The sequence below is a fragment of the Ectopseudomonas composti genome, assembly GCF_900115475.1.
In the GTDB taxonomy this organism is placed as follows: domain Bacteria; phylum Pseudomonadota; class Gammaproteobacteria; order Pseudomonadales; family Pseudomonadaceae; genus Aquipseudomonas; species Aquipseudomonas composti.
In genome coordinates, this window is sequence record NZ_FOWP01000018.1 from 89,147 (window position 1) to 105,167 (window position 16,021).

12 protein-coding genes are annotated in these 16,021 nt (G+C 61.5%); 7 read left to right on the forward strand and 5 right to left on the reverse strand.

The genetic code is table 11. The features are described from left to right. Positions 1-55: 55 nt before the first annotated feature. Entirely contained in the window at positions 56-1,243 is a 1,188-nt protein-coding gene (locus BM059_RS23595; protein ID WP_074941579.1) for an XdhC family protein, read from the forward strand. Positions 1,244-1,594: 351 nt separating this feature from the next. On the opposite strand, the gene BM059_RS23600 is transcribed toward BM059_RS23595, so the two are convergent. The 5 genes from BM059_RS23600 to hexR form a co-directional block, all read right to left on the reverse strand. Further along, positions 1,595-3,832 (reverse strand): xanthine dehydrogenase family protein molybdopterin-binding subunit, encoded by a 2,238-nt coding sequence (locus tag BM059_RS23600; protein ID WP_074941580.1) that lies wholly within the window; start codon positions 3,830-3,832, stop codon positions 1,595-1,597. A 13-nt stretch (positions 3,833-3,845) separates the two neighbouring features. Beyond that, the gene (locus BM059_RS23605; RefSeq protein WP_037001435.1) at positions 3,846-4,304 is read right to left on the reverse strand and encodes a (2Fe-2S)-binding protein; all 459 of its coding nucleotides are present in this window, start codon (positions 4,302-4,304) and stop codon (positions 3,846-3,848) included. Between the two features lie 212 nt (positions 4,305-4,516). After that, positions 4,517-4,729, reverse strand: coding sequence for a PA3496 family putative envelope integrity protein (locus tag BM059_RS23610; protein ID WP_074941581.1), 213 nt, complete (start codon positions 4,727-4,729; stop codon positions 4,517-4,519). Between the two features lie 69 nt (positions 4,730-4,798). Next, positions 4,799-5,110: a YceK/YidQ family lipoprotein gene (locus tag BM059_RS23615; RefSeq protein ID WP_179529257.1), complete on the reverse strand. Its 312-nt coding sequence runs from the start codon at positions 5,108-5,110 to the stop codon at positions 4,799-4,801. Positions 5,111-5,126: 16 nt separating this feature from the next. After that, entirely contained in the window at positions 5,127-5,993 is an 867-nt protein-coding gene (gene hexR, locus BM059_RS23620) for a transcriptional regulator HexR (protein WP_037001437.1), read from the reverse strand. 270 nt (positions 5,994-6,263) lie between these two features. Here hexR and zwf point away from each other — a divergent pair, with 270 nt between their 5' ends. The 6 genes from zwf to BM059_RS23650 all read left to right on the forward strand — a co-directional run. Then, positions 6,264-7,706: a glucose-6-phosphate dehydrogenase gene (gene zwf, locus BM059_RS23625; RefSeq protein ID WP_037001438.1), complete on the forward strand. Its 1,443-nt coding sequence runs from the start codon at positions 6,264-6,266 to the stop codon at positions 7,704-7,706. A gap of 283 nt (positions 7,707-7,989) precedes the next feature. Next, complete coding sequence (locus BM059_RS23630; RefSeq protein WP_037001440.1) at positions 7,990-8,508, forward strand: Hcp family type VI secretion system effector; 519 nt, start codon at positions 7,990-7,992, stop codon at positions 8,506-8,508. A 188-nt stretch (positions 8,509-8,696) separates the two neighbouring features. After that, positions 8,697-10,781 (forward strand): type VI secretion system Vgr family protein, encoded by a 2,085-nt coding sequence (gene tssI, locus BM059_RS23635; RefSeq protein ID WP_074941582.1) that lies wholly within the window; start codon positions 8,697-8,699, stop codon positions 10,779-10,781. Further along, positions 10,741-11,655: a DUF4123 domain-containing protein gene (locus BM059_RS23640; protein ID WP_208606128.1), complete on the forward strand. Its 915-nt coding sequence runs from the start codon at positions 10,741-10,743 to the stop codon at positions 11,653-11,655. The genes tssI and BM059_RS23640 overlap by 41 nt, the downstream gene beginning before the upstream one ends. Next, positions 11,655-15,089: a toxin VasX gene (locus tag BM059_RS23645; protein WP_074941584.1), complete on the forward strand. Its 3,435-nt coding sequence runs from the start codon at positions 11,655-11,657 to the stop codon at positions 15,087-15,089. Before BM059_RS23640 ends, BM059_RS23645 begins: the two co-directional genes overlap by 1 nt. After that, on the forward strand, positions 15,082-16,021 hold a 940-nt coding region (locus BM059_RS23650; RefSeq protein ID WP_074941585.1), incomplete at its 3' end, for a DUF6708 domain-containing protein. The genes BM059_RS23645 and BM059_RS23650, both read left to right, overlap by 8 nt.

Sequence of the window (16,021 nt, forward strand, 5' to 3'; positions counted from 1 at the left end):
TACGGGACATTGGCAGCCTGGGATCGCTCCATCAAAACCTGCCTGGGAGAAACCTATGCTGTCGGGAATCAGCGCCCTGCTCGGCGCCATCAGCGCGCTCGAACGCGATAACGGCCAGGCCGTGCTCGCCACCGTGGTCAAGGTCGAAGGCTCGGCCTACCGCCGCCCCGGCGCGCGCATGCTGATCCCGCTCTACGGCGGCACCGTGGGCACCATCAGTGGCGGCTGCCTGGAGTCCGAGGTAGCGAAGAAGGCCTGGTGGCTGACCGATGGCGGCGACGCCGTGATCCGCCGCTACAGCACGGCCACCCAGGACGACGATGACGATCAGGACGCCGCGCTGACCTTCGGCCTCGGCTGCAACGGCACCGTGCACGTATTGCTCGAACGCCACAGCGCGGAAAAGCCGCTGGCGGTGCTCGAGTTGCTGCGCCAGGTGCGCGAAAGCGGCCAGGCCGGGGCGGTCGCCACGGTGATCGGCAGCTATCGCAACGCCCGTGTACGCGTGGGCGAGCGTCTGTATCTGCATCCATCACTGAGCGACGGCAGGCGCCTACTCGATTCCGCACTCGACGCCGAGGTTCGCGCCGATCTGCAACGAACCCTGACCGATGGCCGCTCCTCGCTGCGCAGCTACCGTGATGAGCGTGGCGAGATCGAGGTGTTCTGCGAATACCTGGCGCCGCAGCGACGCCTGGTGATCTTCGGTGCAGGGCATGATGCGCAGCCTCTGACGCACATGGCCAAGCTGCTGGACTGGCACGTCACCGTGGTCGATGGCCGCGCCCATTTCGCCCGCGCCGAACGCTTCCCCGACGCCGACGCCGTGCTGCAGGTCGATGCCCGTCCACCTTACGAGCTGCACACACTCACCGACGGCGCCATGGTGGCGATCATGAGCCACAGCTACAGTCAGGATCGCCATTGGCTGGGCAGTGTATTGCAGGGCGCGCCTGCCTATATCGGCCAACTGGGGCCACTTGACCGCACCGAACGCCTGCTGGACGAGATTCGCCAACACAGCACGCAGTTACCAGCGCTGGAGCGCCTGCACTACCCCATCGGCCTGGATATCGGTGGCGATACGCCGGAGAGCGTGGCCATGGCAATGCTCGCCGAGATGACAGCCGCCATTAACCAGCGCACAGGCGGCATGCTCAAGCATCGCCAGGCGGCGATACATACGCCAACGCCGCAGGGCTGCAGCGATATCGAGCCAGCGACCAGACTGACCGCCTCCTGAGCAAAGCCCCGGATTGCATCCGGGCTACGGCCTGACACAGATTCGTAGGGTGGGCTAAAGCCCACCCTACGCACTGCATGGATGCGGGAGGTAGAGCGAAGCAGGATGCCAGAGCCGAGAGCGCCTCCTACACAGAGCGGCACCGTGCACCCTCCGGTCTACCGTCCGACACAGCCCCCGTAGGAGCGGCTTCAGCCGCGATCAATACTCAAAAAGCTCGCCGCTGCGACTGCACGGATGCAGGAGGTAGAGGAAGCAGGATGCCAGAGTTGTGGGAGGGGCTTTAGCCGCGACCGACTGAAACAAAACGCCCGAGCAATTGCCCAGGCGTTTTGTTTACCGCACCTGGCCTCAGGCCTTGATCTGCGCCGGGAACGGCAGCTTGCGCAGCCGCACACCGGTAGCCGCAAACAGGGCATTGGCCAAAGCCGGCGCCAGCGGCGGTACACCTGGCTCACCGACACCGGTCGGATTCACCGCCGACGGCACGATATGCACCTCGACCTTGGGCATTTCGTTCAGGCGCAGCACCTGGAAGTCGTGGAAGTTCGATTGCTCGACCCGTCCTTCCTTCAAGGTAATCGCGCTGTGCCGGGCTGCCGCCAGAGCGAAGCCAATGCCGCCTTCCATCTGCGCCTTGATCACATCCGGGTTGATGGCGATGCCACAGTCCACGGCGCATACCACACGATCCAGGCGATAGCTGCCATCGGCCTTCACCGTGACCTCGGCCACCTGCGCCACGAACGAGCCGAACGACTCGTGCACAGCAATGCCACGTCCGCGCTTCTCGCCCTCGGCACCAGCCGCCAGCGGCTTGTCCCAGCCGGCCTGCTTGGCGGCCAGCTCCAGCGCACCGCGGTGGCGCGGATGGCTTTCCAGCAGCGCATGACGGAAGGCGTAAGGGTCCTGGCCTGCAGCGACGGCGGCCTCGTCGATCATGGTTTCGGCGACGTAACCGGTGTGGGTATGCCCCACCGAGCGCCACCAGAGCACCGGCACCTTGATATTGGTCGGCGTGCTCAGCTCCACCTGCAGGTTGGGCACCGCGTAGGACAGGTTGGAAATACCCTCGACGGAAGTGTGGTCGACCCCCTCCTTGACCAGGAACGGCTCCATCGAGGTGCCGGCAATAATCGACTGACCGACGATACGGTTGTGCCAGGCCTGCAGTTTGCCGCCCTCGTCCAGGCCGATGCGCACGCGGTGCAGGTACAGCGGCCGGAAATAACCACCACGGGTATCGTCCTCGCGCGTCCAAACCATTTTCACCGGTGCATCCACGCCCTTGTCACGCGCGGCCTTGCTGATCGCCACCGCCTCCAGCAGATAATCCGACACCGAACCGGCGCGGCGACCGAAGCTGCCGCCGGCATACAGCTGAGTCAGCGAAACCTGCTCGGGCGTCAGCCCCAGGTAACCACTGATGATGGCCTGGTCGACGGTCTGGAACTGCTCGCCGTTCCAGATTTCGCAGCGGTCGCTGGACAGCTTGACCAGGCAGTTCATCGGCTCCATCGCCGCGTGCGCCAGGTAGGGGAATTCGTAGTCGGCCTCTACGGTTTTAGCCGCCTGGGCCAACGCCGCATCGGTATCACCCTTGCTCGCCGCCGGTAGACCTGGCTTGCTCGCGCTGTCGCGGTATTGCGCAAAAATCTCCTCGCTGCCGAGGGTGAAGGCCTGGCTCTCGTCCCACTCGATCACCAGCGCATCGCGGCCCTGGCGCGCTGCCCAGGTGTTCTTCGCCAACACGGCGACGCCCGAACGACCGTGAGGCAGGTCGCGAAACTCCACCACCTCGACCACATCGCGCACGGCCTTGGCCTTGCTGCTGTCGACCGAGCGCGGCACACCGCCAAAGCGCGGCGGATAGGCGACCATGGCCACCAGCATGCCGGGCAGCTTGAAGTCCTGGGTGAAGATGGCGCTGCCATCGGTTTTGCCCGGGCTGTCCTTGCGCCGCAGCTCGAGCTTGCCGATCAGCTTGAAGTCCTTGGGGTCCTTGAGCTGCACCTGCTCGGGCACCGGTAGCGAGGCCGCTGCCTCGACCAGCTCACCGAAGCCGGCGCTACGACCGGAACCGGCGTGGCTGACCACACCCTTGTCGACGCTGGTCTCACTCACCGGTACGGCCCAACGCTGCGCAGCGGCTGCCACCAGCATGGCCTTGGCGGTGGCCCCGGCATTGCGCATCTGCTCCCAGGAGTTGGCCATGGCAGTGCTGCCGCCGGTGCCCTGCATGGGGCCGAAGGCGAGGTTGTTGTAGCGCTTCACATCGGCCGGCGCGCCTTCGACGCGCACCTTGTCCCAGTCGGCATCCAGCTCTTCGGCGAGCAAGGTGGCCAGGCCGGTGTAGCTGCCCTGGCCCATCTCCAGGTGTTTGGCCAGCACGGTCACGCTGCCGTCGAGGTCGATACGCACGAAGGCGTTCGGCTCCAGCGGGCCACCTGCGGCCAGCGCGTCCATGCCACGCAGCAGCGGCGCGAAGAAGATGCCCAGAGCCAGGCCGCCGGTGCCCTTGAGCAGGGTGCGACGGCTGACGTTGAGAATGCCGCGCGTGGCGCTATCGGGGGTTTCGATCTTGCCCATGATTCGATTCTCCTCAGGCCAGTTGGCCAGCCGCTTCGTGGATCGCGGCGCGAATCCGCACATAGGTGGCGCAACGGCAGATGTTGCCGCTCATGGCCGCATCGATATCGGCATCGCTCGGCGCCTTGTTGCTGCTCAGCAGCGCTGTCGCCGCCATGATCTGCCCGGACTGGCAGTAGCCGCACTGCACCACGTCCAGTTGCCGCCAGGCGTCCTGAACCACCTTGCCCACGGCGTCTTCACCAACCGCTTCGATGGTGCTGATGCGCTTGCCGGCCACCGCCGATACCGGGGTCACGCAGGACCGCGTCGGCTGACCTTCGACATTCACCGTGCAGGCGCCGCACAGGGCCATGCCACAGCCGTACTTGGTGCCGGTGAGATTGGCAACGTCACGCAATGCCCAGAGCAGCGGCATATCGTCGGCCACGTCCAGCTCGTGGTCCTTACCATTGAGATTCAGGGTAATCATGGTCTGCCCACCTTGTTTGATGGTGTCTGAGTATTCTCGCCAGGCACGCCGGCGCTCACGGTCAGGCCCACATATAAGGAGCCAAGCCATCACTGTAGTGGGCAACAAGCGTGGTGTCGTTGCCCTGCGATGAGATCGGCAGAACCGGGCAACAAGTTCGTAGAATCGGGCAAGCTCGCGGCCCTGCTCGCCGGCAGGGCCGCAAAAGCAGGTCAGGCGGCGCGGCGCGAAGTAGGCTCGGCGTGCGGCAGGTAGCCAGCGGGCGCCAGCTCGGGGAAGTCGGCAAGTTCGCGTTGCAACTGGCACTGCTCGGCATAGTGTTCGATGGCCCGGCGATAGGCCATGCGGCGCTGGTCTTGGAGTTTGCGCCGGGTCTTGGCATCAGGTTGGTCGTGCAGGTGCGCGTCATCGAAGATACGAGGCATCTCGGTTCTCCCGGAACGAGGACTGGAGTACCCAGCTTCGCTCGGGGAGATGACGCTTTGACGGCAGCGCTATGAAGCCTCGGTGACGTTAGGCAACTCGCCCGACTCGACCTTCTTCGACTTTCGACGGTTGTGCACGCGCGTAGCGTCGACCGGCAACAGCAGCGTATCCAGCGCAGCGTCAATCGGCAGGGAAACCATCAATGCTGGACAAGCCAGGAACATCCAGCACCAGCCATCGCCGGCAGCATCCACTGCGAACTTGGTCGCTGGATACAGCTCGACCTGTCTGTCAGCATCCATGCGGGAGAAAAAAGTGCTGCAACCGGCCAAGAGAACGATCAACGCAATCAGCCCGGCGCTTTCCATTAAACGCTTCATCCCTGAAGACTCCTACTCAATCCTCGCTGTTACGCAGCGACTTGGGCGACAGACGCAAGCTGCGCAGGCTGCGCTTGACGCTCTTGAGGTGGTTGACCAGGCTCGGCCCGCGCGCCATGGCCACGCCCATGGCCAGCACGTCGATCACCACCAGGTGGGCGATGCGCGAGGTCAGTGGCGTGTAGATCTCGGTGTCTTCCTGCACGTCGATGGCCAGGTTGACGGTCGACAGTTCCGCCAGCGGGGTCTGGCTCGGGCACAAGGTGATCAGGCTGGCGCCGGACTCACGCACCAGGTTGGCAGAGATCAGCAGGTCCTTGGAGCGCCCCGACTGGGAAATGCAGACCGCCACGTCGCCCGGCTGCAGGGTCACCGCGCTCATCGCCTGCATGTGCGGGTCGGAATAGGCGGCGGCATTAAGCAGCAGGCGGAAGAATTTGTGCTGGGCATCGGCAGCCACCGCACCGGACGCACCGAAGCCATAGAACTCCACACGCTGCGCATTCGAGCAGGCGACGATAGCGCGCTGCAGTGCCTCGGGGTCGAGCTTCTCGCGCACCTCCATCAGCGTATGCAGGGTGGTGTCGAAGATCTTCAGGCTGAAGTCAGAGACCGAGTCATCCTCATGAATGGCGAACTGACCAAAGCTGGCACCAGCGGCCAGGCTCTGCGCCAGCTTCAGCTTGAGATCCTGGAAGCCACTGCAACCAATGGCGCGGCAAAAACGCACGATGGTCGGCTCGCTGATGCCCACGCTATGCGCCAGCTCGGCCATCGAGCTGTGCATCACCGATGCAGGATCGAGCAAGACGTGATCGGCCACCTTGAGCTCGGACTTGCGCAGCAGGTGGCGCGACTGGGCGATGTGTTGCAACAGATTCACGGAGATAGGCTCTATGCAGAAAAGGGTCTACCGCGGCACCCGGCGGTTCATAGCTCGGTTATGATCGGCGGACGGCGGTTGTAGTGACCTTGTAGTTATACTACATAGCTCGTCGCCGCGCACCGCCAAGCGGCTGCCAATTCGCTGAACGAACTTTCAGGCATGCCCGCGTGCCGAAGCACACAGGCATCTTCGAGGACGTTTTCGCTCCTCTCTCATGCAAACGCAGGCCGCTTGCAATGGCCTGCCACAACGAGTCGGAGTCTTCCCTTGAGCATCCCCTGCGACATGCTGGTCTTCGGTGGTACGGGCGACCTGGCCCTGCACAAGCTGCTGCCAGCGCTCTATCACCTGCACCGAGAAGGGCGCTTGCACGCCGATGTGCGCATCCTCGCCCTGGCCCGCAGCAGTCACACTCGCGAATCCTACCAGGCGCTGGCCGAACGGCACTGCCGCGCCCAGGTCGCCCGCGTCGACTTCGTCAACGAGACCTGGGCCAGCTTCGCCGCACGCCTCGACTACTTCGCCATGGATGCCGCACAGAGCGCCGACTTCGGCCGCCTGGCCAAACGCCTGGGGCGTGATGACGAGCGCGTGCGGGTCTACTACCTGGCCACCGCCCCGAGCCTGTTCGAGGACATCGCCGCACACCTGGCCAACGCAGGCCTGGCAGGCCCGGCGGCACGCATCGTGCTGGAAAAGCCCATCGGCCACTCGCTGGATTCGGCCCGCGCGATCAATGCTGCCATCGGCGCCGTATTCGACGAAGCGCGGGTGTTTCGCATCGATCACTACCTGGGCAAGGAAACCGTGCAGAACCTGATGGCGCTGCGCTTTGCCAACGCCCTGTTCGAGCCGGTGTGGCGCGCCGGGCATATCGATCACGTGCAGATCAGCGTGTGCGAAACCCTTGGCGTGGAGAACCGCGGCAGCTACTACGACAAAGCCGGCGCCATGCGCGACATGATCCAGAACCACCTGCTGCAACTGCTCTGCCTGGTGGCCATGGAAGCGCCGGTGCGCTTCGACGCCGAAGCGGTGCGCAACGAAAAGGTGAAGATCCTCGAAGCGCTGAAACCCATCAGCGGCCTCGACGTGCAGGACAAGACCGTGCGCGGCCAGTACACCGCTGGCAAGATCGGTGGCCACGACGTGCCCGCCTACTATTTCGAGAAGAACGTCGACAACGACAGCGATACCGAAACCTTCGTCGCCGTGCAGGTGGAGATCGACAACTGGCGCTGGGCCGGCGTGCCCTTCTACCTGCGCACCGGCAAGCGCCTGGCGAAGAAGGCCTCGGAGATTCTCATCCAGTTCAAGCCAGTGCCGCACCGCCTGTTCAATGGCGGCGAAGCCAACCAATTGCTGATCCGCCTACAGCCGGAAGAGCGCATCAGCCTGCAGCTGATGGCCAAGAACCCCGGCAAGGGCATGCACCTGAAACCGGTGGAGCTGGACCTCAACCTGGCCAACGCCTTCAACCAACAACGCCGCTGGGACGCATACGAGCGCCTACTGCTCGACGTGATCGAAGGCGACTCCACGCTGTTCATGCGCCGTGATGAAGTGGAAGCGGCCTGGCAGTGGGTCGACCCGATCCTGCAGGGCTGGCACCAGCACTACCAGAGCCCACGGCCTTACCCGGCCGGCAGCGATGGGCCGGAGCAACTGCAGCACCTGCTGGAGCGCCACGGCCGGCATTGGGCGGAGTGATCCGCCTGGCAACTTCTTGCACAGCCCTCTGTGGATAAAGCACCACTCGACGAGCCGTATGCCAGTAGACACGGGACCTTCAGCAGGCTGCGCAACAACCTGCACAACACTGCGCAACTTATTGCGCAGCTTAGCGTGATCCACCACTCACAGTGACCACAAAACCAAGACTGGTCACGCTAACTATATGTTTTAATTAAATTTAAAAATTATGGCATGCCGCTCGCTATAGACCTGGCTCCCGGATCGATCACGATCCATGACCCAGGCAAGGAGAGCACTCATGCCAACACCCGCGTATCTGTCCCTCGAAGGCACCAAGCAAGGTCTGATCACTGCTGGCACCTTCACCGAGGACTCGGTCGGCAACATTTTCCAGGAAGGTCATGAAGACCAGATTCTGGTTCAAGCCTACAACCATCAGGTCATCATCCCGCGTGACCCGCAGTCCGGCCAACCGACCGGCCAGCGTGTACACAAACCGCTGATGATCACCAAGGTCTTCGACAAGTCCTCGCCACTGATCTTCAACTCCCTGACCTCCGGTGAGCGTCTGAGCAAGTGCCGTCTGGAGTGGTACCGCACCTCCTCCACCGGTACCCAAGAGCACTACTTCACCATCGAACTGGAAGACGCCGTGATCGTCGACGTTCAGTCGCGCATGCCGAACTGCCAGGACCCGAACATGGCGCACTTCACTCACCTGGAAGACGTCTACTTCACCTACCGCAAGATCGTCTGGACCCACGAAGTCTCCGGTACTTCCGGTTCCGATGACTGGCGTACCCCGATCGCTTCCTAAGGCGGGATCGCGTCCGCGTCACCGCAGCGGCCAGGCATCGTCCTGGCCGCTGCGTTTCGGCAAGCTGCGCATAGAACGCGTCAGCAGATCGCCGAAAACCTCGACCGTTGCCTGCACGGCGCGGCCGATTCGGTTACAACCTGGAGCGCGCCACGCGCCCATCATGGAATGATCGAGAGGAACAACGAATGTTCGCCCAGGCCAACCAGACCCATTTCAGTCTCAGTATCGAAGGCGTCGAACACGACCTGCAGGTGCTCGAATTCAGCGGGCGCGAGGCGATCGACCAGCCTTACTCCTTCGACGTGGAACTGATCAGCGAACGCCCCGACCTCGATCTGGAAAGCCTGCTGCATCAGCAAGCTTTCCTCGCCTTCGACCAGAACAATACCGGCATCCACGGCCTGATCCACCGCATCGCCCAGGGCGAATCCGGCAAGCGCATGACGCGCTACCGCCTGACTCTGGTACCTCAGTTAGCCTATCTGGCGCACCGCACCAACCAGCGCATTTTCCAGCACCTGACGGTGGAGAAGATCATCAGCCAGGTGCTCGAAGAGCACGGCATCCAGGGTGATGCCTACCAATTCCAGCTCAGCTCGATCTACCCCGAGCGCGAGTACTGCGTGCAATACGACGAAAGCGATCTGCACTTCATCCAGCGCCTGTGCGAAGAGGAAGGGATTCACTACCACTTCCAGCACAGCACCGATGGCCACATCCTCACCTTCGGCGACGACCAGACCCCGTTCCCGCGCCTGGCGCCGCTGGCCTACCAGCAGGACACCGGCCTGGTGGCCGATGACCCGGTGATCAAGCATTTCGGCGTGCGCGTAGAAACCCGCACCAGCCAGGTCACCCGCCGCGACTACGACTTCGAGAAACCGCGCCTGCAGCTGGAAGCCAAGGCCGACGGTGACGCCCAGCCCAAGCTGGAAGACTACGACTACCCCGGTCGCTACACCGACCGCGAACGCGGCAAGCACCTGGCCAAGCGTGCTCTGGAACGGCACCGCCACGACTTCGAGTTGGCACAGGGCGATGGCGACTCACCGACACTGGTCAGCGGTCACTTCCTTGACCTGAGCGAGCACCCACGCGCGGAGTGGAACCAACTCTGGCTGCTCACCGAAGTGCAGCACGAAGGCAAGCAGCCGCAGGTGCTGGAAGAGTCGGTGCTTGATCTCCCCTCTCCCATTCATGGGAGAGGGGCCGGGGGAGAGGGTAAAGCTGGCGACGCCGACTTCCACCAAGGCTATCGCAACCGTTTCACCGCCACGCCCTGGGACGTCCCCTATCGCCCACCGCTAAAGCACCCCAAGCCGCGCATCCTCGGCAGCCAGAGCGCCGTGGTCACCGGCCCGGCAGGCGAGGAAATCCACTGCGACCAATACGGCCGGGTGAAGGTGCAATTCTTCTGGGATCGCGAAGGCCAGGCCGACGAGAAAACCAGCTGCTGGCTACGCGTCAGCTCCAGCTGGGCCGGGGATCGCTACGGCGCCATCACCATTCCGCGTATCGGCATGGAAGTGCTGGTCGCCTTCCTCGAAGGCGACCCCGATCAGCCTTTGGTCACCGGCTGCCTGTACCACGCCGAACACGTGGTGCCCTACGAACTGCCTGCGAACAAAACCCGCAGCGTCTTCAAGACCCTCAGCAGCCCCAGCGGTGGCGGCTACAACGAACTGCGCATCGAAGATCGCAAGGGCGCCGAGCAGATCTACCTCCACGCCCAGCGCGACTGGGACGAGAACATCGAGCACGACCAGAAGATCCGCGTCGGCAACGAGCGCCACGACACCGTCGAGGCCAATGCCTACAGCCACTTCAAAGCCGAAGAACACCGCACCACCCACGCTGATCGCAAGACCGAGATCAAGGCCAACGACCACCTCACCGTCGGCGACAGCCAGCACATCAAGCTCGGTAACGGCCAGTTCATCAAGGCTGGCCAGGAAATCCACCTCAGCAGCGGCCTCAAGGTCGTGCTCGAAGCCGGCAGCGAACTGACCCTCAAGGGTGGCGGCAGCTTCATCAAGCTCGACGGCGGCGGCGTGACACTGGTCGGGCCGGTGATCAAGATCAACTCTGGCGGGGCAGCGGGCAATGGCTCGGGGGCGGCGCCGATATTGCCGGGGGCGGTGAGGCCGGCGGATGCGGATAAGGCGGGTGAATTGCTGATTCAGGCGCAGAAGCAAGCCTTGCAGCGCAAACAACCACTCTGCGCTATCTGTGAAGCTGCCAAGCAGGAGGCTGCCCGTGCCGACTCATGATCTGCAGCACTTGCCTTCTGACTTGCCCTGGGACGCGCCTGCGTACCTGCTACTTGACGGCGTCAGCGTCGAAAACCTGCCCAAGCGGCTTTACGAATGGGCCGAGTCGCCAGACTTTGACGTCCTGTATTTGGAAACGCCCTGGGCTGAATTGAGTGATGTGTCGCCCTGCCTGATACGCCTTGGCGGGCAATATGACCCAGCCCTGGCTGCCTTCATGCAAAGCAGCCACGCAGAATGGGGCTATCTGTTGTTCAGCCATGCCAGTCGCGATGCGCTGCTCAAGCACCTGCGCTGGCTGCTCTGCGTCAGTCATCCATTGGGAGAAAAGATGCTGCTGCGGCTGGCCGATCCAGCCGTCATGCACGCGCTACTGAACCAAACCACGCAAGATAATGACGCAACACTGTCTGGCCCGCTCGAACAGATCGTCGCTGCTGATCGCATCGAAAACGTCTGGCATCGACATCAACGCCCTGGCTCAACGGTCATCACGCAACAGGATCGTCCCTATCAGCTATCCGATAATCAATTGGACATCCTGGGCGAAGTGGCTTTTCGCAATATCCTGATCAGCCTCGACGCGCACATGCGCGACTATTTCCCCCATTACCAAACCACACTGAGCCCAACCCAACGCTGGCAACATCTACGCACCCTGGCGGAACGCGCTTACAGCCTGGGTTTCAGCAGCGAATACGAGATCACGCTCTACGCCAATCTCTTCGGCCTGCTAGGCGACGACGCGTTGGATAGGAACCCGGACATCGCCACTCTGGTCAATCAATCATCGCCGCTTACGCCCACCCAACGTATCGAACAGGCAGCGGATCTGGCCTACGCCCGCGCCTCGTCAGCGGAAAGGACTTCCTGATGACTGCAAAGAACCCCAACTTAGCCGACAAGACCAAGAGTGACGCCAAAAGCCCCGTCGGCGCCTGCCCGCTGATGAAGAACAAGGTGCAACTACTGCCACTGCGCTACGGCCTGGTTGAACGGCTCGACCCTTCAGCGGCCCTGAGCCTGCCCTATCGGCTCAAATCGCGACCGCTGGGTATTCGGCTGATTCGCGATGGCTGGCTATATGTGATCGACAACGAAACCGGCTACCTGCACGAATATCGCGTCGAAAATGGTCTCGTGAGCAAATTCGTCTGGAAGGGCAAGGAAGCGGCTCAGGATAAGCGCACCGGCACTATTGCCGAGCCTTGTTTGGTTTTCCCGCGTAACAGCACACTTCATGTGTGTTTTTCCGAAGCACAGTGGACGGCTTTCAAGTGCTCGCAAATGATCAAAAGTCGCGAAGATCGAGATTTGTTCATGCAGCGAATCGATCTCGCAAGCGCAGACTGCGACAAGGGCGGCACTCATCTGCTGACGGATGCACAAACGGAAAAGTGGCTTGCCGAAATTGCCGAGCCCGCAAATGATACCGCAGCCCCTGCCGGCGCCAACCCGCAGGAAGGGCAGGACTATTGCTGGGAGCACGCCCAACTTTTCCGAGCTGCGCAGCTAGGCGAGTTGAAGAAATCGCTAAGCCCAGTATACGAGAACGACCACTTTTTTCTGGTACTCAAAGACAGCATCGGCGTCATGCGCGACCTGGCTGAAGAGCAAGACACCGTCGTCAACTGGCTCGAAGAGTGGAGCGGCCAGCAGCGCCAGGAACTCAAGTACGTTATCGGTAGCTATATCGAAACCCTGATGGTGGTAAGCGATGACACGGCCAAGCAGGCGGGAGTCAGCAGTCCCTTCTTCGAGAAAACCACTCCGGCGCAGCGCGAAACGGTCTACGACTACATCAACGCGCGTAATGAGTTGACCTGGGAGCAACGGAGCAATCCAGAGCAAGTGCATTACTCGGGGCGCGGATATGCACCCAATCCAGAGCTCTCAGCCGCACGCAGCAAGGCAGCAGTCAAGAAGCGCACCATGATTGACGCGCTAGGCGAAGAACTGTACGACGAACTGGCAGACGATATCGAAAACCTCGAAGACCAGAGCCATGCCACCTTGGAAGGCCAGGGACTGGGTTCCCGAGGGCTACACGATCTGGTTCGCCATGAAGAAATGAAGCAATACCTGGCCGAAGAGCGTAGCCATATGAAGCGCTGGCTGGCCCGCCTGGATCTGATTACCGAAGACCGTGTCGAGCTGTTTACTCGCCAGGAATTCCACCTGAGTGCCTGGTACTACGACTTCGATCAGCCCAATCAGCTACGCGATGCCTTGGTGGTGGAACAGAACTGCACGCGCGATATCTGCCGTACCGAGGAAAGCCTGGTCGAGGTAGGTGAATATTTCCACACCTACCCCTATTACGTGCTACCGGCATTTCAGACGCAGTTGACCAGTGCGTTTCTGGCAAAGCAGGCCCAGAAGCTGATCAAATGGCTGGAGAAGGTCAAGGGCTACCAGAAGAGCCTGGCCAATGCCCTGCAGCGCCAGGACGATATCGATGAAATTCTGGGCGTGCATTGGACGAAAAGCCTGAATCTGGCTCCGCAGGCGCAACAACTCAGCTTGCTGGTAAGCACCACCTACATTCCCGCGCTGTCTTCTCGCAGTGACAAATGGCTACAGAATGCCAAGCAGCAGCATGGCCAGATGCAGGATCTGCTCGACGAGTTGGACAACCGCAGCAACAGGGGGCAGCGCCTGGGCCATTTGCTGGCGTTGAGGCAGCAAGGCGCCTGGCTGGACGACCCCACCGACGAGCAGTTCCAGCGCTACAAAAGTGATATGCAGCGTTTCATTGCCTTGCTCGATAGCGAAGACGAGCTGGTCAGGCAGCGCGACCAAGCGCAACGCGATAGCCGAAAACGTACGCGCACCGCTGCTGAGCGCGAACGCTCCAAGGCGCAAAAGCAGCAATACAATCAACAGCTTCAAGCGCTAGCTGCTGAACGTAACGCCCTGTTGGCGCAGTTGGAGCAAGGCATCAGTCCAACCAGCTCGCTGGAAAGCGGCCGTGCCGGCCTGCGTATTCGCGGGCTGGACACCAGTCAGCAGCAACTGCTGGAGAATGAAATCCGCCGCATGCGCAGCGGCCAGATCGGCGGCTATGCCACTCAGGGCACCTATAAGGCGGCATTCAAAAGTGCCTGGCTGCCAAGCTTGTTGCTGTATATACAGATTAGGAATGCTCTGGCGGCAATAAACACATATAAGGATTTAGGAAATGCTTCGTTTAAAGACGACCTAATTCTTATAGGCTCATTATCTGGAGCAATGTCTGCCGGTCTATCTATTTACCAGAGCGCCCATATCGTTATGATCAACGAGGTGCTCAAGGGGCTCAATACCGGTAGCCAAACCCGTTCGGGAGCCTTGTTTGCCGTGCGCTTGGGCAAGCTCGGCCTGGCGTTAGGTACGCCTATCGTTGGTCTTACGGCACTAGGCGCACTGGGCACTACCCTGAATAACTGGGGCAAATGGAACGAGGCATTTCGCACGGGCACTGCCGGGGAGCGTACAGGAGCAGTAATGGCGTTTTACGGCGACATGGGCGTGACGACCACCAGTGGCCTGCAGACCGCACGCGGCCTGAAAGACCTTTGGCTTTTACGCCAGGAAGCCACGGGCATCATGCGACAAACCCCCGGCATGACCTACAAAGCCGCTCGCGCTGCGGCCTGGGCCACGCGCGGCCCGCGCTTCATGACGTACATGGCACGTTTGAGCCCTTGGGGGCTAGCCTTTACGGCTCTGCAAATCGTTGGAGAGACGGTTTACAACTATCACCACCTCGACGCCCTGCAACGCTGGATGCTGCACTGTTGCTGGGGAGAGAAGGAGAGCCCGCAGTGGAACCTTGAGCGCCATTACCAGTTACTGGCCGAAGCCACACTGCAACCTGTCATACAAGACCTGGGCATGGTCAAGGATGCCAGCACGGGCGATAGCTGGCGTACCCTGCGCCTGAGTTTGCCGGGCAGTCGTCTGGCCAGCCTGCAGAACCACACGCTGCATTGGGCAGTCGAACTGCAACAAGGTAATGCCCCCGCCGAGGATGCTGGCGTGCAACTGCGAGAGTGTATCCGCCTGGCGGCAACCGAGCCCCTGGCACTGGATCTACGCCTGCCGGCAGACTGGCTGGATGGGCAAAGCCTGTTGCAACTGCTCCTGGCCTATCAGCCGGAAATGGCCAATGAACCGATCCATGCCGCTACCGGTTATCTGCATTACCGCATCCCGCTGGACATCGCCATACGCAGCAAACCCGTTACCGCCACTCACCCCAGCCCAGCCCCCAGTGCGACCCAACTGAGCTGGACGCCCATAACCCCGGAGCATCTACATGGCTGAGGACAAGTACGCGCGTCTGCCCAGAGCAGGCGACAGCGAACAGCAACTGGGTTTTGAAACCCTGTATCTGGCGCCCAAACCATTACCGACTGGTCAGGCACCTTTTAGCGCCCAACAGATGCACCGTGAGGTCAATGAGTGCTATCTGGACTTTGCAATGGGCGGCGGAAGCAGAGAATTTGCTGCTAGGGTGACGATAGGAACCTTGATGCTGTTCATGCTGCTTTATGTGTTCTCCACCGGGCTTATGGCTTGGATTCGTTGGGAGTATTGGGCAGAGTCCTTTTGGGGGACATGGCTATATAAATTCTACGGCAATTGGATCTGGTGGCTGATATTCCTGTTCTTTACCCTGATGTCAGTCAGCATAGTTGCTTACGCTGCCTATAAAGAAACCCGTCCCCCCCCCATCCGCTTTAACCGCCAACGCCGCGAAGTCTGCTATGTGCCCGCCGAGGGCAAGCCAGTCTTCATCCCCTGGGAAGAAGTGATTGCCTGCGTGGCCGTCGAGCAGGTCATTACCCAGTATTCGGCCACTCAACAGTTCAGTTTGCGCCTGGGTTTTCATGACGCAACCAACGAACAGATGCATTGGGTCACTCACGCTCATGCCAGCCTGATGCTCGCTGTCAGCGAGTGGGAAGCACTGCGCGTGTATATGGAGCAAGGCCCGTCAGCGCTGCCACCGACACCACCACGGGAACATGAAGAAGGCACGCTGGAATATTTCTACTTCGCCCGCGATACCTACAAGGAATGCCATGGCGTTATCAGCTACAGCGGATGGTGGCTGCTGCAGCTCTTCACGGGCTGGACTATTCCCTGCTATATCGGCGAATGGTTCGAGCGCCTGCCCAAGGCTGGCTTCCCCCAAAGCGTGCGTGAATGGTCCAAACCCCTACCGACCGACCAATGGGCCAGGCCCAGTGCCG

Excerpts from the sequence above, each read along its gene's own strand:
- tssI (WP_074941582.1), top strand. The coding sequence starts at position 8,697 with ATGTTCGCCCAGGCCAACCAGACCCATTTCAGTCTCAGTATCGAAGGC.
- BM059_RS23610 (WP_074941581.1), bottom strand. The coding sequence starts at position 4,729 with ATGCCTCGTATCTTCGATGACGCGCACCTGCACGACCAACCTGATGCC.
- BM059_RS23615 (WP_179529257.1), bottom strand. The coding sequence starts at position 5,110 with ATGAAGCGTTTAATGGAAAGCGCCGGGCTGATTGCGTTGATCGTTCTC.
- BM059_RS23595 (WP_074941579.1), top strand. The coding sequence starts at position 56 with ATGCTGTCGGGAATCAGCGCCCTGCTCGGCGCCATCAGCGCGCTCGAA.
- BM059_RS23630 (WP_037001440.1), top strand. The coding sequence starts at position 7,990 with ATGCCAACACCCGCGTATCTGTCCCTCGAAGGCACCAAGCAAGGTCTG.
- BM059_RS23645 (WP_074941584.1), top strand. The coding sequence starts at position 11,655 with ATGACTGCAAAGAACCCCAACTTAGCCGACAAGACCAAGAGTGACGCC.
- BM059_RS23600 (WP_074941580.1), bottom strand. The coding sequence starts at position 3,832 with ATGGGCAAGATCGAAACCCCCGATAGCGCCACGCGCGGCATTCTCAAC.
- BM059_RS23605 (WP_037001435.1), bottom strand. The coding sequence starts at position 4,304 with ATGATTACCCTGAATCTCAATGGTAAGGACCACGAGCTGGACGTGGCC.